A 20,086-nucleotide genomic window follows, 5' to 3' on the forward strand; every position below is an offset into this window, starting at 1 on the left:
TTTACCCTGTGATTATTTTACCATTTTTCTAATGCTTGTTTTGGACTTTTTTAGGAAATTTTCATAACAAAAAACCAGCCGTATGAGTCACGACTGGTTTATTTGATGATTTATGCAATGGTTTTGACAAATAAGCGTGCTGTTTCTGCACTTGATCCTGGATTTTGTCCAGTAATAATTTGTCCGTCTACAACAGCGAATGGCGCAAATGCATCGCCTTTTTCAAATGCTGCCCCTTGCTCGCGAAGTTTTGTTTCCAATAAAAATGGAACTTTAGATGTCAGCTGAACAGCATCCTCTTCCTCATTTGTGAATCCTGTTATTTTCTTGCCGTCGATAAATGATTTTCCATCACGATCCTTCACATCAACAAAGGCAGAAACGCCATGGCAAACTGCCCCAACGGCTCCATTTTTGTCTGAAATCGCTAAGATCGCATCGGCAACCAATTGATTGGACGCAAAGTCGATCATTGGGCCATGTCCTCCAGCAAAGAAAATGCCATCATACTCAGCTGGGTTTACATCTGTCAGTGCCTTTGTGTCTTGAAGTAATTCATACACATCTTGATATTGTGCTGGAACTCCTTCAGGAATTGAATTTTTATCGATCGGTACTGTTCCACCTTTTATTGAAACGATTTGCACGTTGAGTCCATTTTCTTTAAAGATATGAAATGGCTCGGCCAATTCTTCTAGCCATAAGCCTGTTGGGTGTCCGTTCATTTCTGAGCTGCTTGTTGATACTAATAAGACGTTTTTGCTCAACTTTATCATCCTTTCTATTTATCATGTGGCTATTTTATATTTTGCACAATTAAATATCAAGCAATCAGACTTGGATACAACTCTTTATGTTATACCCGATTTTTTTAAAAATATAGCCTCACTTCAAATCTAATCATTCTGTCACATTCTATTGACAGGGAATTTCATGTAAAATTGTGATGAAATGATATAATATGAGAAACAATTGACAGACCTCTTGCGCTAGAGGGAATTTAAAAGGAGTGGAAAAAGAGATGAAAACCTATTCGATTGTGATGATTATCATCACGCTCTGTATCATATTGGCTGTCTTTTTAATGAATCTTACGGGCGTCATGTATGGAAAAATCATATTGGCTGTCGCTGTTGCCCTTTGTCTTACGTCCATTATTCGTTTGATGGGAATGCGTAAAAGATAAAAGCCGCCCTCTTGGGCGGCTTTACCGTGTAGACAAACCCTCGCATTCAGTGTCAGTCCTGCGCTTCGGTGCTCACCCATGTCAGATTCGCTCCGATGCTCGTCCTTCCTAAACTGCAAAGGTTTTCTATCACGTTGATAGGATTATATAGCCAGGATAAGTGCAATTAATGCAAGAAAAGCTGGTAACCCTTGTTTGATGATAATCGATTTATTAGACGTCACACCGCCAAATACTGCTGCGATGAACACACAAAGAACGAAAAATAGCTGAATCATATATCCTACGGTATTCGAACCAAGAATGAGCCCCCAAATGAGTCCAGCAGCTAGAAAGCCATTGTATAGCCCTTGATTAGCAAACATCACTTTCACATTTGGATCCTTTTGTAAGTGTTCAGGCAGATTGAAAGATCTTTTCGCCATTTTTGATTCCATAAAAAACATTTCTAGTAACATGATGACAATGTGCTCTAAAGCGACAATTCCTACTAAAATCATTGCTAAAATATTCAATTTAGTGAATTCCTTTCTGATAGACGGTCTCGTATTTGTATTTTGTCCGTGTATAAATCAAAGTCTTGGATTAGCTCTAACGCCTCATGAAAACGACTTTGTGGAATGTCTTTCATTTTTCTTACACCAAATTCCTTTTTAATAAAAGCCATGATGGTATTAATATGAAGCTTACCGTGGCCATCATACTCTAAATGGCTGCAAAAAGTCTGCATCGTCCCTCGAATCACCTTTAATTGCTTGGCAGTGACACAACTCATTGGTAACGCTCATCCTTTCTTGGTTTTTTAACAACTAAAAAGAACATTGAATGAAAGAAAAACCTTCCAATCTCTATTATATAATGGTTTCATTCGGATATCAAAATAAAAAAGAACAAACATTCGATCAAAGACGAGTCATACGCTAAAAATCCATGTCTTAACGTATCAAAAAGCCGGATTCATGGATTGAATCCGGCTTTTTGTTTAGTTGCTTTTAGAAATTAATACCTTTCCAACAGAACGGTCCTTACTTTGTCCGACGACTTTAAAAGATAGGCCGTATGTTGGCACATCACGTCCTGCATCCGGGTTATTTGGATTCACATAGTTCTTTTTATCACTAAATGTACGCGTTGGGCGGATATAGCGATCCTCTAAGGTTAAGCCTGTTGTCGCTGTATAATCAATATTCAGCTTGGTGCTTGGATTCAAAGAGAATGCTGCATCATGTACTTGGAAACCTGTCGCTGCAATAGAGCCGTCACTCCATTTCAACACTTGTTGATCTGCATCTACGACTCCAAGGAAGCCGTTCCCTGGATGTTTTCCAACCCAGTTATCACTGTACGATTGATCGACGTACCACACGACCAAACCGTTATTATAGCTCATCAGACTTGCTCCTCGTTTGATATGCTTTAAGCCTTTATCGACATCAGCATAAGAGCGCCATTCTAGTAAATAATACTGAGCGGCATATTGTTTTCCATTAGATTGAGAGAATCCGTTAAAAGTGAACGTGGACGTTCCCTCGGCATCATCTGACCACACTTTTGCTCCATCTGCTGTAACCTTTAGATCATCTACAAATAAACCTGGCAGTGAATATCCTGCATCGGTTGTATAGCGGAATTGCAGATCGATCTTCTTCCCTGCATAAGCAGAAAGGTCAAAAGATGCATCTACCCATCCATCTGATTTCCCATCGATGCCATTGCCTTCATTCGCTCCTGCCTCATTTCGATCATTCGTAATATTACCAGCAATGGTTGTCCATTTGTCTGTCCCAGTTTCACGAACTTCTACATACGCATAGTCATAATCTTCTTCGATATCGTACCATGCTTTAAACGTAAGCTCGGCTTTGCTTCCCTTCGACAAATCAATCCCTGATGTCGTCATGGTAGCATTCAAATTGTCACCTGTTCCGCTGAAGTATGAATATTGCCCTTGTGCAGGCTGAGTGACCACAATCTCTTTATCTGGCAAATCGACTCGAACCGCATCATGGTTGGTTCCTTTTGTTGCTGCTTCATCGATTAAAACTGTTTTGCTTTTTGTTAATGTCTTACCATCAATGGTTTTTCCAGAAAGCCAGTTGCCGCCATGCAAGTTTTGAAGCATTTCTTTTGCATATGGACTAAAACCTGTTGGTTCCGTACCAGGTACTTTACCTGCCCAGCTTCCGCTTGACATGATAGACCAATAAGAAACGGGCTCTCCTCTGCCTGTGTATTGTGTATCGTATTCATCAGGCAGACCAAGATCATGTCCAAATTCATGTGTGAACACGCCTGCTGCGCCATCTTCAGGCTCAATCGTATAATCTAGAGCGCCTAACTTTCCGCCTTGACCCACTTCTGATTCAGTGTTTGGAATCTCAAATACATCACCAAGTGACCAGCGATGCGACCAAATCGCGTCAGAGCCAAGCTGTCCGCCGCCAGCTTCTTCACCTACGCCAGCGTGTACAACCATGAGGTGGTCAATGATACCGTCCGGCTCATTATAAACACCGTCCCCATCCATATCATAGCGGTCCCATTGATCATATTCACCAAGGTCAATGTTTGGATCCTTTGCCGCTGCTTCGAGGGCTTCTTTCACCAATTCGCGCGGTCTGCCGTCACTGCCTGATTCGTCTGGTACGTTCCCGCCATAATATGCTGCTTCATGCTTGGCTGTATACCATCCAGCTACTGTTCCACTAATCGTGTAGCTTCCACCGGACTGCTTTTCATAATACTGCTTCATAGATACTTTTCTTTTACCATCTGGACCGATGTAGCCATTTTTTCCGAAAAGCATATCTTGGTAATGCTGCTGATCGTACTTGTCATAGTACATATCAGTCTCTTCTTTTTTAATACTATTATGCTTATAATCTTTAAAATCTACTAATAATACCAAAACTTTATCATTACGGACGTCGCCTTTATATTTTTCCTTTTTCACCGGCTTTACTTGATTGCCTTCTTTTCCTTTATGCTTCTTTAACTTTTTCTTTTTGGCTAGTTTATTATGTACATTTTGTTTGTATTCTTTTAGGAATTCAGGTTCTTCTGTTAAGGTACTTGCGCTTTGTTTCATCGCTGCTTCTTCTTTTTTCTTTAAGTAGTTCTTTAATGCTTTTTGGGTTTCTGCCTCATTGGCATTCTTTTTGATCTTTCCTTGTTTTTTCAAGGCTTTGATGAGGCGGTCTTCATTGACAACACTTGCGTCGAATGGAATACCTGAATAATGACCACCATCTGAGGATGTTGACTTTTCTGAGGTGTGGGCAGATAGAGGGGTGCTGAAAGCTGTCAATGTGCCTAAACTGAGGACAGCTGTTAGTGCGATGCTCGTCCATTTCCCTTTTTTCATATTGGTTCCTCCCTAATTTGGTAATAAATAATATCTAATTCTAGCATATTCCAATATACTTAAGTCGAAAAACATTTTATTTTCAGAAACTTTGTGGAAAATGCACAATACGAGATTGAAATAGGTGGAACGAATTGTCGAAAATAAAAGAACCCTAGGCTATAAATGCCTAGGGTGTTTGTTGTTTTTCTATGAAAGCTGCTCTCCTTGATATGCAACAACATCAAGTGGAGCGGCTAAAAATTCTTTTGCCTTTGCGACGAAAGCTTGGAAATGTGCACTTGCATTATGGCTTTGAACCGCTGCTTCATCTTTCCACACTTCTACCATTAAAAAGGTGTTTTCTTTCTCTGTATCCTTGAAAAGCTTGTAGGACACATTGCCTGCTTCTTCCTGTGAAGCTTTCATTAAACCGTTGATTTCTTCTAGAAATACGTTTTCTTTCTCTGGATGAATGGTCATCCCTGCATGAATAATAATCATATGATCGTCTCCCTTTTTTTAAAAATTATTTCCACTCTGTGATGCGATCGATCGGTAAACGGTAAGAAGCATAACCTTCGTCAGCCGCTTTCCCAATGGATAGAAGCATAACTGGTACATAGCGCTCTTTATCCCAGCCGAATGTTTCAGCGATGACTTCTTTGTCATATCCGCCAATTGGGTTTGTATCATAGCCATGCGCACGAGCAGCAAGCATCAGTTGCATTGACACAAGTCCACCGTCAATTAAGATCGTTTCACGATTCACTTGCTCTGGAAGAGCTTCAAAATGTGCAGTTAATGCAGCAATTTGTCTTTCTTTTACTTCCTGCGGCATGTAGCCATTTTCTACTGCTTTTGAATAAATTTCTTCTAAGTATTCATTGTTTTTCATATCTGCAAACACAGCGATGACAGCTGATGATGTAGCTACTTGTGTTTGGTTGAATTTTGCGAGTGGTGCAAGCTTTTCTTTTCCTTCTGGGCTGTCAATGACCATGAAGCGCCAAGGCTGAGCATTCACTGATGATGGTGCTGTTGTTGCCTCTTCTAAAATCTCCGTCATTTCTTCTTTGCTAATTTTCACTGCTGGATCATAGTTACGAATGGAGCGGCGTCCTTTCATAATTTCCATAAAATCGTTTGTTTTTAATGTTGTAGCCATGTTGAAACACTCCTTTAGGTTGTTTGAATCTTTTCGATGTTTTGTTGTATTCGGATGAGCACATCAGTGAGAAGCTTTCGTTCTTCGTCACTTACGTTTTCAAGCATTTCTGAGATAAATCGTTCTTTTTCTTTTTTAGAAGCTTCGATTCTTGTTCTGCCTTCTTCTGTCAGACGAACAAGCGTGACTCGATTATCTTCTGGCTTTCTTCTGCGCGTGACCATTCCTTTTGTTTCTAACTGTTTTAAGTGACGCGTCACAGCCGCACTATCAATATTTACTTTTTTCTGCAAATCTGACTGGCTGATTTCGTCTGCTTGAAATAACAGTGATAGCAACTCTAGTCTTGATTGGCTGATGCCCGTGCATGCTTCGAACTTCACGCCCATCATACGGTTCACACACTGCAAACGATATAATACCTCTGCTTCTTCAGAGCAAAATGCAGTCAATGCCATCCCCTCTTTTCTATTCAGATCAATTAGTTGATATATCAATCATTGACTCGTCAACTAATATACACCCATTGTTTCATGATTGCAAGAGGTTTGTTTCATAAAGTGAAATTTTTTATTTCAATCAAAAAAGACGAGCTTTTGCTCGTCTCAGACCGTAGACAAAGGGCTAAAATGTAGCTTATTTTAGCCCTTTGTCTTCTTTTCAGCGTGAAAGAAAACCTTTGCAGTCTAGGAAGGACGAGCAATGGAGCGGAACGAATTTGACATTCGTGAGCACCAGCGCGCAGGACTGACACCGAATGCGAGGGTTTGTCTTCACGCTGGGACGAGCTTTTGCTCGCCTTAAGAACTTGGTGTTGTTGTTGGTCCCACATAGTAGCTGATAAATCCAATGATCATCAAGACAACAAAAATAAAGAGAATGAGTTTGAGCATTCTCATGGTTTATCCCCTCCCACTCATCTAACTTATCATATCTAGAAGAAGCACTACCTAAAATTTACATAAAAAAAGACAAAAGCGATTCTTCACTTTTGTCTTTTTCACTTTATTCTGTAATCACTGTATGAATCAAAGTCGGAGCATCGGCATGGTCAGCGATGCGGATGTTGTCATAAATTTTCTCCATGACATTCGCAACATCTTCACGATTTGCATGCAGCGTCACGAGAGATTCGCCTTTTTCTACACGATCGCCTACTTTTTTGTTAAGCATGATGCCAACAGATAGGTCGATATCGTCTTCTTTTGTTGCGCGTCCTGCTCCAAGAATCATCGCTGCAACACCGATTTCGTCTGCGACGATTTCAGCGATCACACCTGATTCTTTTGCCGGCACTTCGATTTGATAAGGTGCTTGTGGCAGTTTTTCCGGTTGATCTACAATCGAGCCGTCTCCACCTTGGTTTTCTAAAAATTCCTTGAATTTCTCAAGTGCTTTGCCGTTTTTCATGACTTCAATTAGCTTTTCTCTTGCTTCATCAAGTGTCTCTGCTTTTTTCGCAAGAACGACCATTTGACTTCCTAATGTGAGCACAAGCTCGTTTAAGTCTTCAGGGCCTTCGCCTTTAAGCGTGTCAATCGCCTCTTTCACTTCAAGGGAATTTCCAATCGCTAATCCTAGCGGCTGAGACATGTCTGAGATGACAGCCATCGTTTGTCTGCCAACATTATTTCCGATACGAACCATTGCTTTTGCAAGCTTCTCAGAGTCTTCAGGTGTTTTCATGAAAGCACCTGCGCCTGTTTTCACGTCTAATACGATTGCATCTGCGCCAGCAGCGATTTTCTTACTCATAATCGAGCTTGCAATGAGCGGGATGGAGTTAACAGTTCCTGTTACATCACGAAGGGCATACAGTTTTTTATCAGCAGGTGTCAGGTTGCCTGATTGTCCAATGACCGCTACTTTATGACGGTTCACCAGCTCGATGAACTCGTCTTTTGTAATTTCAACGTGGAAGCCTTTGACTGCCTCTAGCTTGTCGACAGTTCCACCCGTATGTCCAAGACCACGCCCAGACATTTTTGCAACAGGTACATCAAGTGCTGCAACAAGAGGAGCGAGTACAAGCGTTGTTGTATCGCCTACACCGCCTGTTGAATGCTTGTCTACTTTAATGCCGTCGATAGCAGACAGGTCAATTGTGTCCCCTGAGTTTGCCATAGCGAGTGTTAAATCTGCACGTTCTTGGTCCGTCATATCTTGGAAGAAAATCGCCATCGCCAAGGCGCTTGCTTGGTAGTCAGGAATTGTTCCGTCCGTATAACCTTTGACAAAGAAAGAAATTTCCTCTGAAGATAATTCTTTTCCGTCACGTTTTTTCGCAATGATATCTACCATTCTCATTGTTTTCACCATTCCTTTTTTAGTTTAGTAAATCAAACCGACAACGCCTGCTGTTAAGAAGCTGACGAGTGTTGCACCGAATAACAGCTTTAATCCAAAGCGTGCGACAACGTTTCCTTGTTTTTCATTTAAGCCTTTAACTGCTCCAGCAATGATACCGATAGACGAGAAGTTCGCAAATGACACAAGGAATACAGAAATGATCGCTTCTGTACGAGCAGTGAAATGAAGACCGTCGCCAGATAGAGCAAGCATCGCTACAAATTCGTTAGATACCATTTTAGTCGCCATAATACTTCCTGCTTGTACCGCTTCACTCCAAGGTACACCAACAAGGAAAGCAAATGGTGCAAACACATATCCAAGTACATCTTGGAAAGAAACACCGATGGCAGCTGTGAAAATACCATTAATCATCGCAATTAATGCAACAAATCCAATCAACATCGCAGCCACAACAATGGCTACTTTGAAACCATCCATAATGTATTCGCCGAGCATTTCGAAGAAAGATTGTCTTTCTTCTTCTACGACTTCAAGCATGTCTTCGTCTTTAGACACTTCATAAGGATTGATGATAGACGCAATAATAAATCCACCAAATAGGTTCAGCACAAGTGCTGTAACAACGTACTCCGGTTTAATCATTTGCATATACGCACCGACAATGGACATTGATACAGTCGACATCGCAGATGCACACAATGTATAAAGACGCTGTTGAGGTAATAATCCAAGCTGCTTCTTAATGGAAATGAACACTTCGGATTGACCTAAAATCGCTGACGCTACGGCGTTGTAAGATTCTAGTTTCCCCATTCCATTGACTTTACTAAGCAAATACCCAATTCCGCGTACGATCAGCGGAAGGATACGCCAATGCTGCAGGATACCAATCAAGGCAGAAATGAAGACGATCGGGAGCAAGACATTGATAAAGAAAGTTGACGCATTATCATTCATTAAACCACCAAATACGAAGTTGATCCCTTCACCAGCATAGCCTAGAAGCATTTGGAATCCTTTTGCAAATCCCCCGACTAGGAAGTTCCCAACACCTGTATTGAGCAGAATATAACCTAAAATAAATTGCAGTACAATCATGACAATGACTGGACGGAATTTCACTCGCTTTTTCCCGTTACTTGCCAGCCATGCAATGGCGAGAATCACCAGCAAACCGATAATACCAATGACGTATTTCATGTTTTTCCTCCTTGAATGAATTCGTTTACATTAATGTGCTTGTATGGAACAAACCCTATTTCGCAAACAAATTGCGGAAGAAAATCCCAGAAATGAGATCCTTCCGCATATGACTTTTTCATCATCTAATGAGTCATGATTGTTATCCTACCATAGGATCGTATGAATTAATAGTCTTTAGAAGGAGCTGATTGATCCCCTTTAATAATGGAAACGCCTGCACTGGCACCAATACGGGTTGCGCCTGCAGCTGTCATCGCTTCTACGTCTTCTTTTGTTCTTACGCCGCCTGATGCTTTGACACCGATGTCAGGTCCAACTGTTTTACGCATTAATGCGATGTCCTCAGCTGTTGCACCGCCTGTACTAAATCCAGTCGATGTTTTGACGAAATCAGCGCCAGCTTTTACAGAAAGTTCACAAGCTTGTACTTTCTCTTCATCCGTGAGTAGACAAGTTTCAATGATGACTTTCACTAAGGCTTTGCCTTTTGCTGCGTCTACAACGGCACGAATATCTTGTTCAACTGCATCATATTCGCCATCTTTCAATGCCGCAATATTGATGACCATGTCCACTTCAGTTGCACCGTTTTCAATGGCATCCTTTGTTTCAAATGCTTTCACTGCTGTTGTGTTTGCACCTAACGGGAAACCGATGACTGTACATACATCAACGCCTGTTCCTTCTAGTTCTTTCGCCGCAAGAGATACCCAAGTTGGGTTCACACAAACGGAAGCAAATTGATATGTCTTTGCTTCTTCTAGTAACTGCATGATCGCAGCTTTAGATGTATCTGGTTTTAGTGCTGTATGATCAATGAGCTTTGCTATTGTCATGATTCACACTTCCTTTTAAATATGATACTTTCATCTTAAATGACTATTGAACAATTGTAAATATAGTTATGAAATTTTGTTCATCTATTTTGTGACATTTAAAAGAGCTCTTGCTGTGTGCTGATCGATCATCAATACGTTCGCATATTTTCCTCTCAGCGCCCCATGGATAGAGGCAACCTTTCGATGTCCACCAGCAACAAGAATGGAGCGCTCTTTTGTTCTCAAATCATCCAGCTCCACACCGATTGTGCGATTGTTAATCGCTTCACTGCAAATGCGTCCTTCTTGATCATAAAAACGTGAACAGATATCTCCGACACTGGATGTCTTGAGCAACGCCTTTTCTTCTTCACGGAAATAACCAAGCCTAAACAAAAGCGCCTCATCTCTTACCGTCCCAACAGTAAACACAGCGATATTTGCCTGTTTGCCCATTTCAATAATGCGATGAATATGTCTGTCCTGTTCGACCATCTCTTTAACGGCGGCACTATCGAACACAACAGGCAGTGGCAAATAGCGTGGTGCCGTTTGAAAAGCTGATGCAAACAGCTGAATCGTTTCCGCAGAATATGTATTCACATGTGAATGGCTGATTCCACCTTTCAACTGAACAACTTCTACCCCTTTTACCTGTTTAGGTTGCATCTTTTGAGCAATTTGATACATCGTGGTGCCCCAGCTCACTCCAACGATATCGCCGTCTTTCACCGTATTCTGAAGATAATCTGCACCAAACCGGCTCAAGTAATCCGTAATCGTTGGATAATCGTCCTTTGGTGAAAATACCACATGAGCCTCGAGCAGATCATATTTTTCTTTCAGCAATAAGGACAGCTCATTTAAATCCTCAAATGGGTCCATCACTGTAATTTGGACGTACCCTTTTTCCTTCGCATACTGAAGCAGACGAGACACCGTTGGCCTCGACAGGTCAAGCTGCTTGGCGATTTCCTGCTGACTGTAATCAGATAAGTAATAGAGCCTTGCTGCTTCAATACTTAATTGCTGTTTGTCCCGATCCATTCGTACGCCTCCTTTTTTCCTCTATCATAACAAATTGTTCACTTCACCATGCACAAATGTTCATTTAAAGAAAATGGTGTAAGCTGCGTGAAAGGTCTCTTGCTTCTCTAAGGTTTGAATGCCGAATTTCTCCTTATACTGCCCATTTGTCCCTTCCATATCAGCGATCCCATACCAAGGCTCAATACAAACAAAAGGAGCCATTGTTCCCTTTTCTTGATCATATGGAGACCAAATACCAACGAACGGAAAACCACTGAGATCGACCTCAACGCCGTGACCTGCTTGAGAAATCAATGATACTTGATCAATATGACTAAAGATCATTGCATCGTTCTGAAAAAGTTCTGGGCGAAGTTGAATCGGCTCAAACTCAACACCTTTCTCCTTCTCTCTCACAAGTGAATCATGAAGTTCATATTGGACTGGATCATGTTCGGTGGAAGGTGCCAATGTGAGTGAATAATCAGCTGTCTGCTCGCCTTCAACAAGCGGGACATGAAATGCCGGATGCCCGCCAATCGAGAAATACATCGTGCCATCTCCTTCATGAACAATTTCCCAGGAAATCGTTAGTCCATTTTCCGACAGTGCATAACTGATGCGCGCTGTAAATTCATACGGATATTGTGACGTGTGACGGCCATTTGATTGATATTGAAAAACCACCTGATCTTTTGCTTCTTCAAATAGTTCAAAATCAACATCACGCAAAAATCCATGCTGCGAGAGTTGATACGTTTGATCGTCTATCTTGTATTGATCATCCTTCAACCGTCCGACAATCGGAAATAAGACGGGCGACACCCTGCCCCAATAAGCAGGGTCACCAGACCACATATATTGACGTCCACTTTCTTTATGAAGCACCTCTCTCACCTCGGCACCTCTCTCATTGATTTGAACCAATAACAGATCATTTTCAATCGTTCTCATTCAACACATCCCCTTTCCTTCTTCTTTTATTATGACAGGGATTTTCGGTTTGAGTATAAAAATAAGAATCCCTCAAGCCTTAGAATAATTCTTCATATAAAAAAATTTTAAAAAAGACAGAAATTCGCCAACAAAATGTAATGCTGATTCGTCTAATCTTATATAAAATAAAAGAATCGTTGTTCTTTTGGAGTGACAACAAAAAAGACGCGTTTGACATTGATGGGGGATTCTTTTTCATGAACAGCAAGGAAAACCGTTTACGTTACATATTAGGATTAGATGGGCTGAGAGCTGTTGCCGTATTGGCGGTCATTGCTTATCACTTACATATTGAACCCGCAAGCGGCGGGTTTCTTGGCGTTGATTTGTTTTTTGTGATTTCTGGTTACTTGATTACAACCATCTTGCTGCATAAGCAGGATTTGGGCTATCAAGAGCTTCTGCCTTTTTGGATGGGCCGCATCAGAAGGCTGCTTCCAGCTGCCTACGTCATGATTTTTTTAATCGTCAGCTGGTGCACCATTGCTGGTTCAAATGCATTAATGTCCATTCGTGGCGATGCCTTATCGTCCTTTTTTTATGTGAGTAACTGGTGGTATATTTTTCATCAGCTCTCTTACTTCGACAGCTTCAATGCTGTATCTCCACTAAAAAATTTATGGTCTTTGGCGATTGAAGAGCAATTTTATCTCATTTGGCCTGTACTGTTGATTGCTGGACTGAAATGGGTGAAAAATAGATCCCATCTTCCTATGATCACCTTTGGTCTGGCACTTGTATCTGCGTTATGGATGGCCATACTCTATTCACCGGATACTGACCCAAGCAGGATCTATTATGGAACAGACACACGTGCGTTTGCACTCCTCATCGGGTGCAGTCTTGCATTTGTCTGGCCCATGCACAGACTTTCCAGCAGAAAGTTACTTCCTGTCGGCAGACGTATGTTACAAATAGCCGGATTCGGTTCGATGGTCATTTTCCTCTTATGTGTTTATGCAGTCGACGAATTTGACGGCTTTCTCTACCAAGGCGGTATGCTTTTATTCTGTTTGAATGCAGCGATCTTAATTGCGTGTGTCTGCCATCCTGCCAGTCTTATTGGGAAATGGCTGTCTTTTCAACCACTCGTTTGGCTCGGAAAGCGGTCTTATGGCATCTACTTATGGCATTATCCAATTATCGTGCTGACCACACCGGTCATTGAGATTGGACAGCCTTCCATAGGACGTGTCACATTGCAGCTCATCGCAATTCTACTCATATCAGAGGCTTCCTATCGTTTGATCGAACAGCCGATTCGTAAACTCGGGTTTAGACACTATTTTGCCTCTTGGTCGATTTGGAAAACAGGAATCAAGCAATGGTCTATGTCCAACAAAGTGTTTCTTGGGATTGCCGCAGTCCTTTTGATTTTATTTACCATTGGCATGTCTAGCTCGTCTCATACATCCCCACATGCCAAGGAAGTAACACAAATTAAGACAGCGCCCCAAAAGGCAGGCGGTCAGACAGAATCAAAAGTGAAGAAAAAGAAAGACAAACATGAGAAAAAAGCAGCGGATCAGAAGCAGTTTCGCCAAATTCTTGCTATTGGTGATTCCGTCATGCTAGACATAGCGCCGAATCTTGAAAAAGCATATGCACAAATCACCATCGATGCAAAGGTTGGCAGACAAATGAACGAAGCCGTCAACATCGCTCCTCAGTATGCTTCATTTAATCAATCTAATGCCGCTGTTATTATTGAGCTTGGCACAAATGGTTATTTTACAGAGGGGACTTTGACCTCATTCATTCAACATTTCTCGAAGGCACATATTTTTCTTGTGAACACTCGTGTTCCAAGATCTTGGGAAAATGATGTGAATGCAGTCATTGAGCGTGTGGCCAATCAACATCACAATGTGAGCTTAGTCGATTGGCATTCAGCCGCTACCGGACAGCCATCCTATTTTCAGCCAGATGGTGTTCACCTTTCCACAAAAGGCTCTGACACATTGACTGAGCTCATTAAAGCCAGTATCAAGAAAAAAGGAGATGTGTCCTCAGCATCATAAGAAGACTAGCATCCTGTGAAGAGAGATTCAAAAAAGACATGCTTTCCTATGATTGGAGGCATGTCTTTTTTGTGATGGATGAGCACAGAGCTGCATTATGTTTTACTTTTAAAAGACCAAATGATGACAGGGATGAGAATTAACGATAAAATTCCTCCGCTTAAAGATAATGTAGCATAACTCGTATTCGCAACGACCATTCCTGAAAGGGCACCGCCAGAAGCACCTGCTAACGCAACAAAAACATCGAGTGTTCCTTGGGTTTTTGCCCGGGTTGATGGTTCTGTAGCATCCACTATTTGAGCAGTACCACTAATTAAACCAAAGTTCCATCCCAATCCAAGTAAAGACAAAGCAATGATTAATAGAATCATTGAATCACTTGGTGCGAATGCTGCTAATAAACCAGCAAGTAACAATGTGATGCCCGACGCTATGCTCATAGCTGTTCGTCCTAGTTTATCTACAAGTACACCCGTGATAGGTGAAGGAAGATACATGGCCCCTATATGAAAACCAATCACAATGCCCACTTCGGCTAATCCATGACCATGATGCTGCATATGCACCGGTGTCATGGTCATGAGTGCCACCATGACAATTTGAGTTAAGATCATCACTGTGGCACCTACTGTAAGCCCTTTTTTATCTGTTTTTTTATCAGCAGAATCTGCTTTATTTCCATGCCCATGTTCTGCTTTGTAAGTTGCTATTCTTCGGGCAATGTCTAATGGATCAGGACGCAGCAGAATAAAAAGAACAAGACCAGCTACAATAAATGCTGCTGCTGATAAAATAAAAGGACCGGCAAGTGCTGGAACACCAATGGACACTGCAAATTTACCCATCACTTCAACTAAATTCGGACCTGCTACTGCTCCAAATGTTGTCATGACCATTGTTGTACTAATGGCAGTTGCACGCTGTTTAGAATTCGCTAAGTCCGTCCCAGCATAACGCGCTTGTAAGTTCGTGGATGTTCCTGCTCCGTAAATGAAGAGCGATGCAAATAATAAAGTGACACTATTCATCATAGCTGCCAGCACAACGCCAATTGCTCCGAGCCCTCCAGCAACAAAACCTGTCGATAAACCGATGCGTCGTCCATAACATTGCGAAAGCTTTCCTACAATGAAAGCTGACCCAGCTGACCCCAAAGTAAATAAAGCGATTGGGACTCCTGCATAGGCTTCAGTTCCAAGCATTTGTTGCGCTAAAATGGCACCTACCGTAATTCCTGCAGCTATTCCAGCCCCTCCAAATATTTGCGATAGACTGACAACGAACAATACTCGTCTATATAAATTTTTCAATTTTTGGGGTGAATCTATATAATTCTTCACCACATCTTGTTCTGTATCTAACACTTGTAAACACCCACTTGAGGTTTATTTGCCCAATGTAACCATTATATCAGTTCCGACTACCATCCTTGATTGCCTCTCGGCCATTTACATGGAGAGCAAGCGGTTGTTTTCGGATCATGAATAAAGCGCCACATGACTGACCTGTACTTTTGAGCTGATGCGTATCTTTTGTCGTTTTCTTTTATGCCGTTAAAAGACTGGCACTCAATGCTAATGCGTGCTTTTCCTTCGTTTTTTGATCCACCAACGCAAAATCACCATTCTCATACGCTAATGAAAATAATTCTTCGATATGAAAGACACCTGCCTGAAACTGCCTGCTCAATACATGCAGTGCCGCAGCACTGGCGACTTGAGCCGTTGCTTGAGACTCATCGCGACCTTTTATTCCAAGCGCTGCTTGATGAATTTCGTTACCCTTCAATCCTACCGCTTCCACTTTCACTGCATATTGATCTGTACCCATTTGAGCAGATTGAATTAGTGAAATGGCTCGTTCCTTGATTTTCGGCATCGTGAGAAGGGACGTCATTCCGAGTTTCCTTGTGAGAGCAAATGCACGTGTCGCCGCGCGAGAATCAAAACAGAGCCTTGTTGTCACAGAAGGCACATGGAGCGTCGAAGGCAATGTTTGCTGGTCAGAGAAAGGAAACTGATAGGCTTGCCGCTTTCCAAGCGTTTTGCCAAAATCAATGCGTTTCCCTCCAGTAAAACTTTTGACTTTCTTTCGCTGATGATTCTTCGTCAGCTCATAATCCGTATGCACATGATCAAGCGTCCATTCAATAGCCGCTTTTCCATGCTGGTCACCTAGCCCAAGCATGATACTAATATCAATTTGCTCCACAGAAGTCAGAATAGATGCCGCCTTCGCTGCAAGCAAATTGGTGAGACCAGGTGCAAGACCTACGCTCAGCACAGCCGTTGCGTTCAATTGCTGTTGATGGACCTTTGCTAGCTTCTCAATATAGGCTCCTTTTGCCGAAATATCGAGATAATCAATACCTGATCGTAAGCATGTTTCAGCAAATGACGTGTCATCTTGATCCAGACACATGATCACGAGTTTCGTTTCATCCATCCAGTCCGTATCCATTGGTTGTCTGACGTCTATCTGAAATGGACGTACACGCCCATTTGTTTGGCGTGCAAATTGTTCAGCCTTCTCATAACTTCGGCCAGCCGCAAAGACTTGGCCTGGATACACGTCACTTAATTGAAGACATATTTGCTGCCCCACATGTCCATAACCGCCTATCACCATCACTTTTGACCTCATTTTCCAACCGCCTTTCTATTGCCTCTTTTACAAACAATCCCTTTGATCATGCCCGCTTGAAAATAAGGTCTGATGTCTTGAAATCCTGCTTCGGTTAATTGTGCTGTCATTTTTTCTTCAGACACGGGATATGTTGTGACACCCAGCCTTTCTCGGAAGGATGTAAACACTTCCTTTCCCAAGCCTTGACGATTCATGAAGAGAGAAAGCATTTGAAGCTCCTGCTGAAATGCAGGCGTTTCTGGGTCTCCTTGAATAAACGCCAACACGAGAGGCGCCCCTGGTTGAAGCCGGCGGGCGATCTCCTGTAAAAAGGTCAGTTGATCTTTTACAAAATGAATGACAAGCAAACTTACTGCTGCATCGTACAACTTTTCAACCGGCACTTTGTCTAAGGCCATCTCATACCATGTGACGCGATCTTGCATATGAAGCTGTGCCACTCTGCGCTTGGCCATATCAAGCATGGTTGGAGATGGATCAACCCCTATGATATGCCAGTCTTTATTTCTTTGAAGCATGTTGATGATCTCTTCGCCCCCACCTGCTCCGACTGTTAACATGCGAGAAGCCGCTCCCATTAATTCGATTTCTACTCTATCCACTGTCAGCTCATGCAAAAGATGATAGCCCGGTACTTTATGTGCAATTGTCGCTGCATAGGATTCAGCAACAGGATCATGCCAATGTTGATTTACACTCATATGTCTTCTCCTCCAGTTTCCGCTTTGCTTCGTTTCCTTTACACTAACGGTATGTTATCTTCATTGTAAGAAGATAGATGAGAAAAAACGATCCCTAAAAGTGGGGATATTGAGGAGGAGATCAAATGAACAATCCAGCCGCTCATTTTCAGCAGCTGAGAAAAAGCATTCGAGATGAACTTGCTGCTATCTGTGATTTTGATGCTGCCTGTATCACAACCATTGATCCAGCTACTCTCCTCTCGACGGGTTCTTTTACAGATGAGCCGATTGAAGCCATACATAACGAGCTGTTTCAAAATGAATATTTAAAAAAAGATGTGCACCAGCATGAAGATCTAGCGAAAGGTCCTGTCCACGCTGCCAGTCTCGTCCAAAGTGGAGAATACACCAATAGTGGTCGATACCAGCACATTTTGTTACCTAACGGATGGGCAGATGAATTGCGGGCAGCCCTTGTGATTCAAGGTGAATGCTGGGGAATTGCCAGCCTTTATCGGAAAAAGGAGAAGGAACCTTTTCATGAACAAGATATACAAGCGGTTAGTCGCCAAACACCAGCACTAGCTGCCAAGCTGAGAGATGAACTTTTTAAAAGAAGAGAAACGGAAGAAGATGAAACGGCGGAACACCAAGGCTTCCTCATTCTTTCACACGATTACCATCTTCTTTATGGAAATGAAACCGGACTTCATTGGCTTCACACCTTCCAAACCTTTGAACAAATTCATGACGGTGCCGTCATGCCCCGTCCGTTTAGAGCATTAGGTGCTAAGCTTTTATATGGCGGCGGTGACCAAACAGCGGTCAGCATCACCAGAATGCCGACAGGGCGTTTTCTCTCTCTTCAAGCATTTCGATTAGCACAGGCAGCCGAGCAGGAAGAGGCTGTCATGATTCATATTAAACGAGCTCAAACAAGTGACATCCTTCCTTATATAGCGAAAACATATCGGCTGACAGAAAGAGAAATGAACGTCCTTGACTGCTTAATCAAAGGACAATCCACAAAGGAAATTGCCAGTACGTTATTTATCTCGCCTCATACGGTGCATGACCATGTAAAGGCGATGCTCGAAAAAACAAATTTGAACAGCAGACGTATGCTTGTTTACTTTTTCTCACACATATAAAAAAGCGGCTACCTCATTGGTAGACCGCTCTTTCTTTATTTTCCGATGACTCGCTCATGCAGAACATGTGCTACTCCTGCTTCGTTATTGGATTTTGTCACAACATCCGCAACTGCTTTGACATCTTCAATGGCATTTCCCATCGCAACGCCACAGCCCGCAAATTCTAGCATCGACACGTCGTTCCCATTGTCACCAATCGCCATCACTTCTTCACGAGAAATCCCCAGTTCATGCGCTAGAAGCTTCACAGCATTCCCTTTGCTCACATCAGGATGAAGAATTTCTAGGAAGAAATCTGTGCTTTTTACCATCATGTACTGATCCTTCACTTCAGATGGAATGGCTTGTATCGTCTTTTCCAAACGTTCCGGCTGATCAATATACATCATCTTCGGAAGTCTCATGGATGGGTCTGCCTCTTCGACAGGTAAATACTTAAGCGGCAATTTCGTTAAGTACGATTCAAGTACCGTGTATTCACTAATATCCCGATTTGGTGTATATAGATGAGCTGAATCGAAATAATGCATAGGTGTATCCAGCTGACGGCTCAGTTCATATAAAGAAGTCAAATCATCATAGGATAAAGTTAATTCTGATACGACTTCATTTGTATGGCTGTTTTGTACAAGCGCTCCATTATAGGCGATGACATAATCCCCCTCTTGATCGAGCTGCAGCTCTTTTAAGTAGCGATGCACCCCGCCAATCGGCCGGCCTGTACATAAGACAATTTTAACGCCTTCTGCCTTCGCCTGTTGAATCGCAGCAAACACCTCATCCGGCACCATATGCTGATCATTTAATAACGTACCATCCATATCAATTGCGACTAATTTATACATTTACTGCTCCCCTTTTCTCAGCAAAACGTGCTGTCACTATTTTGAGTGATCATCTACATGATCACATGCTGTTCATCATACTATGTACCTATTTCAGCCTATCGTTTTTTTCTCACACTGTCTACTTGTTCATATCTGTAACAAAAAATCACTTCATCCTCATCTATTATAACCTATTCTATGAAATCCGCTGTGAATAGGACAGACCTGTCATTTTAACAGTATGAAAAGGAACAAAAGTTCATCGGAGAATATTTTGAAACTAGCAAATCTAATTGTATGATGGATAGCAAAGAAAGGAGGTGCAGGGAATGATTACATTTACGAGAGGAAAATTGTCAAAAATGTCTGGTGTACATATTGAAACCATTCGTTTTTATGAAAATGAGGGTGTGCTCCCCGAGCCTAAGAGAGCACATAACGGCTATCGTTTATATGATAAAAAATATGTACTCATGCTATCCTTTATCACTGAAGCAAGAAAGCTAGATTTTTCACTCAAAGAAATTCGAGAAATTATCACGTCACTATTCGAGAAACAGTCGAAAACAGAAGCGGAACAGCTGCTCGAACAAAAAGTAGAAGATATTCAAAAATCCATTCAAGAGTTAAAAAAGAGGAAGGCGGCCATTCAACTGTTAACGAAACAAACATTAGCTAACATTAGTTAATTGTAGA

19 protein-coding genes and 1 pseudogene are annotated in these 20,086 nt (G+C 42.0%); 4 read left to right on the plus strand and 16 right to left on the minus strand.

The genetic code is table 11. The annotated features are described in order from the left end of the window. Nucleotides 1-110: 110 nt before the first annotated feature. On the minus strand, nt 111-767 hold the full coding sequence (locus NST01_RS18510) for a type 1 glutamine amidotransferase domain-containing protein (protein WP_017358640.1): 657 nt from the start codon (nt 765-767) through the stop codon (nt 111-113). 227 nt (nt 768-994) lie between these two features. Here NST01_RS18510 and NST01_RS18515 point away from each other — a divergent pair. Beyond that, nucleotides 995-1,186: pseudogene (locus NST01_RS18515) on the plus strand (hypothetical protein); the annotation flags it as partial. Between the two features lie 143 nt (nt 1,187-1,329). Here NST01_RS18515 and NST01_RS18520 read toward each other — a convergent pair. The 11 genes from NST01_RS18520 to NST01_RS18570 form a co-directional block, all read right to left on the minus strand. Beyond that, the gene (locus tag NST01_RS18520; protein ID WP_007498006.1) at nt 1,330-1,701 is read right to left on the minus strand and encodes a DUF1304 domain-containing protein; all 372 of its coding nucleotides are present in this window, start codon (nt 1,699-1,701) and stop codon (nt 1,330-1,332) included. Further along, nucleotides 1,698-1,961 (minus strand): ORF6C domain-containing protein, encoded by a 264-nt coding sequence (locus NST01_RS18525; protein WP_008345710.1) that lies wholly within the window; start codon nt 1,959-1,961, stop codon nt 1,698-1,700. The genes NST01_RS18520 and NST01_RS18525 overlap by 4 nt, the downstream gene beginning before the upstream one ends. 207 nt (nt 1,962-2,168) lie before the next feature. Next, on the minus strand, nt 2,169-4,550 hold the full coding sequence (locus NST01_RS18530) for an immune inhibitor A domain-containing protein (protein WP_008345712.1): 2,382 nt from the start codon (nt 4,548-4,550) through the stop codon (nt 2,169-2,171). A 189-nt stretch (nt 4,551-4,739) separates the two neighbouring features. Then, the gene (locus NST01_RS18535) at nt 4,740-5,033 is read right to left on the minus strand and encodes a putative quinol monooxygenase (protein WP_008345714.1); all 294 of its coding nucleotides are present in this window, start codon (nt 5,031-5,033) and stop codon (nt 4,740-4,742) included. A 25-nt stretch (nt 5,034-5,058) separates the two neighbouring features. Further along, nucleotides 5,059-5,697, minus strand: a complete 639-nt coding sequence (locus NST01_RS18540) for a nitroreductase family protein (RefSeq protein ID WP_008345716.1) — start codon at nt 5,695-5,697, stop codon at nt 5,059-5,061. 14 nt (nt 5,698-5,711) lie between these two features. Beyond that, nucleotides 5,712-6,155 carry a MarR family transcriptional regulator gene (locus tag NST01_RS18545; RefSeq protein ID WP_008345718.1) on the minus strand — a complete coding sequence of 148 codons (444 nt, stop codon included), beginning with the start codon at nt 6,153-6,155 and terminating at the stop codon, nt 5,712-5,714. 547 nt (nt 6,156-6,702) lie between these two features. Beyond that, nucleotides 6,703-8,004, minus strand: a complete 1,302-nt coding sequence (locus NST01_RS18550; RefSeq protein WP_039164991.1) for a pyrimidine-nucleoside phosphorylase — start codon at nt 8,002-8,004, stop codon at nt 6,703-6,705. 24 nt (nt 8,005-8,028) lie between these two features. Further along, entirely contained in the window at nt 8,029-9,210 is a 1,182-nt protein-coding gene (locus tag NST01_RS18555; RefSeq protein WP_017358632.1) for a NupC/NupG family nucleoside CNT transporter, read from the minus strand. A gap of 167 nt (nt 9,211-9,377) precedes the next feature. Then, on the minus strand, nt 9,378-10,049 hold the full coding sequence (deoC, locus tag NST01_RS18560; protein ID WP_017358631.1) for a deoxyribose-phosphate aldolase: 672 nt from the start codon (nt 10,047-10,049) through the stop codon (nt 9,378-9,380). 84 nt (nt 10,050-10,133) lie between these two features. Continuing rightward, entirely contained in the window at nt 10,134-11,078 is a 945-nt protein-coding gene (locus NST01_RS18565; RefSeq protein WP_046526802.1) for a sugar-binding transcriptional regulator, read from the minus strand. 60 nt (nt 11,079-11,138) lie between these two features. Next, entirely contained in the window at nt 11,139-12,014 is an 876-nt protein-coding gene (locus tag NST01_RS18570; RefSeq protein WP_048002488.1) for an aldose 1-epimerase family protein, read from the minus strand. Between the two features lie 239 nt (nt 12,015-12,253). Here NST01_RS18570 and NST01_RS18575 point away from each other — a divergent pair, with 239 nt between their 5' ends. Further along, entirely contained in the window at nt 12,254-14,077 is a 1,824-nt protein-coding gene (locus NST01_RS18575) for an acyltransferase family protein (protein WP_341042388.1), read from the plus strand. A gap of 95 nt (nt 14,078-14,172) precedes the next feature. Here the strand turns inward: NST01_RS18575 and NST01_RS18580 are convergent, their stop codons facing one another. The 3 genes from NST01_RS18580 to NST01_RS18590 all read right to left on the minus strand — a co-directional run bounded on the left by NST01_RS18580 (nt 14,173) and on the right by NST01_RS18590 (nt 17,427). After that, nucleotides 14,173-15,444 carry an MFS transporter gene (locus NST01_RS18580; RefSeq protein ID WP_326114794.1) on the minus strand — a complete coding sequence of 424 codons (1,272 nt, stop codon included), beginning with the start codon at nt 15,442-15,444 and terminating at the stop codon, nt 14,173-14,175. Nucleotides 15,445-15,625: 181 nt separating this feature from the next. Beyond that, a complete protein-coding gene (locus tag NST01_RS18585; RefSeq protein ID WP_144625475.1) occupies nt 15,626-16,723 on the minus strand; it encodes a saccharopine dehydrogenase family protein in 1,098 nt (365 codons plus the stop codon). Continuing rightward, entirely contained in the window at nt 16,720-17,427 is a 708-nt protein-coding gene (locus NST01_RS18590) for a class I SAM-dependent methyltransferase (RefSeq protein ID WP_249476671.1), read from the minus strand. The genes NST01_RS18585 and NST01_RS18590 overlap by 4 nt, the downstream gene beginning before the upstream one ends. Nucleotides 17,428-17,552: 125 nt before the next feature. Between NST01_RS18590 and NST01_RS18595 the strand changes: the two genes are divergently transcribed. Then, nucleotides 17,553-18,560 (plus strand): helix-turn-helix transcriptional regulator, encoded by a 1,008-nt coding sequence (locus NST01_RS18595; protein WP_249476670.1) that lies wholly within the window; start codon nt 17,553-17,555, stop codon nt 18,558-18,560. 35 nt (nt 18,561-18,595) lie between these two features. On the opposite strand, the gene yidA is transcribed toward NST01_RS18595, so the two are convergent. Continuing rightward, nucleotides 18,596-19,408 carry a sugar-phosphatase gene (gene yidA, locus NST01_RS18600; protein ID WP_024719208.1) on the minus strand — a complete coding sequence of 271 codons (813 nt, stop codon included), beginning with the start codon at nt 19,406-19,408 and terminating at the stop codon, nt 18,596-18,598. A 311-nt stretch (nt 19,409-19,719) separates the two neighbouring features. Between yidA and NST01_RS18605 the strand changes: the two genes are divergently transcribed. Further along, complete coding sequence (locus NST01_RS18605; protein WP_007498034.1) at nt 19,720-20,079, plus strand: MerR family transcriptional regulator; 360 nt, start codon at nt 19,720-19,722, stop codon at nt 20,077-20,079. Nucleotides 20,080-20,086 lie beyond the last annotated feature (7 nt).

The sequence above is a fragment of the Bacillus sp. FSL R7-0166 genome (assembly GCF_038008935.1).
Taxonomy (GTDB): domain Bacteria; phylum Bacillota; class Bacilli; order Bacillales; family Bacillaceae; genus Bacillus; species Bacillus altitudinis.

Bases quoted from the DNA above. Each gene is read 5' to 3' on its own strand.
- NST01_RS18530 (WP_008345712.1), bottom strand. From the start codon at position 4,550: ATGAAAAAAGGGAAATGGACGAGCATCGCACTAACAGCTGTCCTCAGT.
- deoC (WP_017358631.1), bottom strand. From the start codon at position 10,049: ATGACAATAGCAAAGCTCATTGATCATACAGCACTAAAACCAGATACA.
- NST01_RS18535 (WP_008345714.1), bottom strand. From the start codon at position 5,033: ATGATTATTATTCATGCAGGGATGACCATTCATCCAGAGAAAGAAAAC.
- NST01_RS18555 (WP_017358632.1), bottom strand. From the start codon at position 9,210: ATGAAATACGTCATTGGTATTATCGGTTTGCTGGTGATTCTCGCCATT.
- NST01_RS18570 (WP_048002488.1), bottom strand. From the start codon at position 12,014: ATGAGAACGATTGAAAATGATCTGTTATTGGTTCAAATCAATGAGAGA.
- NST01_RS18595 (WP_249476670.1), top strand. From the start codon at position 17,553: ATGAACAATCCAGCCGCTCATTTTCAGCAGCTGAGAAAAAGCATTCGA.
- NST01_RS18540 (WP_008345716.1), bottom strand. From the start codon at position 5,697: ATGGCTACAACATTAAAAACAAACGATTTTATGGAAATTATGAAAGGA.
- NST01_RS18545 (WP_008345718.1), bottom strand. From the start codon at position 6,155: ATGGCATTGACTGCATTTTGCTCTGAAGAAGCAGAGGTATTATATCGT.
- NST01_RS18550 (WP_039164991.1), bottom strand. From the start codon at position 8,004: ATGAGAATGGTAGATATCATTGCGAAAAAACGTGACGGAAAAGAATTA.
- NST01_RS18585 (WP_144625475.1), bottom strand. From the start codon at position 16,723: ATGAGGTCAAAAGTGATGGTGATAGGCGGTTATGGACATGTGGGGCAG.
- NST01_RS18565 (WP_046526802.1), bottom strand. From the start codon at position 11,078: ATGGATCGGGACAAACAGCAATTAAGTATTGAAGCAGCAAGGCTCTAT.
- NST01_RS18605 (WP_007498034.1), top strand. From the start codon at position 19,720: ATGATTACATTTACGAGAGGAAAATTGTCAAAAATGTCTGGTGTACAT.
- NST01_RS18525 (WP_008345710.1), bottom strand. From the start codon at position 1,961: ATGAGTTGTGTCACTGCCAAGCAATTAAAGGTGATTCGAGGGACGATG.
- NST01_RS18590 (WP_249476671.1), bottom strand. From the start codon at position 17,427: ATGAGTGTAAATCAACATTGGCATGATCCTGTTGCTGAATCCTATGCA.
- yidA (WP_024719208.1), bottom strand. From the start codon at position 19,408: ATGTATAAATTAGTCGCAATTGATATGGATGGTACGTTATTAAATGAT.
- NST01_RS18575 (WP_341042388.1), top strand. From the start codon at position 12,254: ATGAACAGCAAGGAAAACCGTTTACGTTACATATTAGGATTAGATGGG.